At 54.4% G+C, this 1,574-nt stretch carries 1 protein-coding gene and 2 rRNA genes; 1 reads left to right on the top strand and 2 read right to left on the bottom strand.

Going from position 1 to position 1,574, the window contains the following annotated elements; translation table 11 throughout:
- A partial coding sequence (locus ACXJKR_RS32090; RefSeq protein ID WP_457326301.1) for a hypothetical protein occupies positions 1-240 on the top strand: 240 nt, incomplete at its 5' end.
- A 435-nt stretch (positions 241-675) separates the two neighbouring features.
- On the opposite strand, the gene rrf is transcribed toward ACXJKR_RS32090, so the two are convergent.
- A 5S ribosomal RNA gene (gene rrf / locus ACXJKR_RS32095) occupies positions 676-788 on the bottom strand.
- A 202-nt stretch (positions 789-990) separates the two neighbouring features.
- Positions 991-1,574: ribosomal RNA gene (locus ACXJKR_RS32100) — 23S ribosomal RNA — on the bottom strand; the annotation flags it as partial.

The following is a 1,574-nucleotide window of genomic DNA, read 5'->3' on the forward strand; positions in this document are numbered from 1 at the left end:
CAACTTGGCCTGGCGCTTTTCGTGCCGACGAATTGGCATCAGTCCCTCTCGGACCGCCATTGGGAGGAGGACACGCCAGATCTGCGCGAGCGGATGCTGCGTGCGGGTGGCAGGGTTTCAGCGCAGGCGGTTGCCATGACGCTGAATCGCATCGTGGCCAATGGAGAGCATTGGTCGTTCAGAGCCAAAGGCAGCCCCCACGGTTTCCCCGGGTTGCTCGCTGCATCCATAGGGTGCTAGCGGCCGAGGGAATTGATGATCGCGTGGGACACACCCCGCACGTCACTCCCAGCTATACAGCGCCCAAGCATCTGAAACCTCCAAAAATCAAGGAAGCCATCGAATGGATTCTTGATGAGGTCTTGCTCGTTGTCGGAGGTGGATCGCCCTATCGCTATGAAGTTCTGGGGAGGTGGGACTTGCGGCCCTTAGCGGCAAGTCGCCAACAAAACCTGTTCTAGATTGGACGCCGAAGAGTGGGCCTGAATTGACGCTACCAATTCAATACGGTAACAGCACCCAACGGGCATCCGAAATCTGCCCATGTCGGCAGGCGGCATTGCTCATCACCGCCCGATTCGTTTGCCGCGCACTCTTGAATCCGGCTGAATATTCAGATCACCCAAAAACAAAACCCCTCACAGCCTGAGCTGGAGGGGTTTTGAGGGGTAAATAGCCTGACGATGACCTACTTTCACACGGGAATCCGCACTATCATCGGCGCTGGCTCGTTTCACTGTCCTGTTCGGGATGGGAAGGAGTGGGACCAAGTCGCTATGGTCGTCAGGCTTGACTGGTTGGTTCATTGACATGGTCAATAAACCCAATTCGTAGAGTCAGCAGAACTTGGTTTTATCCAATCTGCACGCTGCAAGTTTTATCGCTTGGCAGCGGAATCAGCTTAATTTGATTGCGTCTTCGTAGCTTCGAAGAACGACATAACTTGAACACTCACCTTGAGACGTGCTGCGCACAGACTCTCAAAGTTATAGGGTCAAGCCTCACGGGCAATTAGTACTGGTTAGCTTAACGCATTACTGCGCTTCCACACCCAGCCTATCAACGTCCTGGTCTCGAACGACCCTTCAGGGGGCTCTAGGCCCCGGCAAGACTCATCTTGAGACGAGTTTCCCGCTTAGATGCTTTCAGCGGTTATCTCTTCCGCACTTAGCTACTCGGCAATGCCACTGGCGTGACAACCGATACACCAGAGGTGCGTCCACTCCGGTCCTCTCGTACTAGGAGCAGGCTCTCTCAATCTTGCAGCGCCCACGGAAGATAGGGACCAAACTGTCTCACGACGTTTTAAACCCAGCTCACGTACCTCTTTAAATGGCGAACAGCCATACCCTTGGGACCGGCTACAGCCCCAGGATGAGAYGAGCCGACATCGAGGTGCCAAACACYSCCGTCGATATGRACTCTTGGGSRRKATCAGCCTGTTATCCCCRGRGTACCTTTTATCCGTTGAGCGAYGGCSCTTCCATACAGAACCACCGGATCACTTTGTCCTACTTTCGTACCTGCTCGACTTGTCAGTCTCGCAGTCAAGCACGCTTATGCCAATGCACTAT

The organism is Roseateles sp. P5_E11, assembly GCF_054049355.1.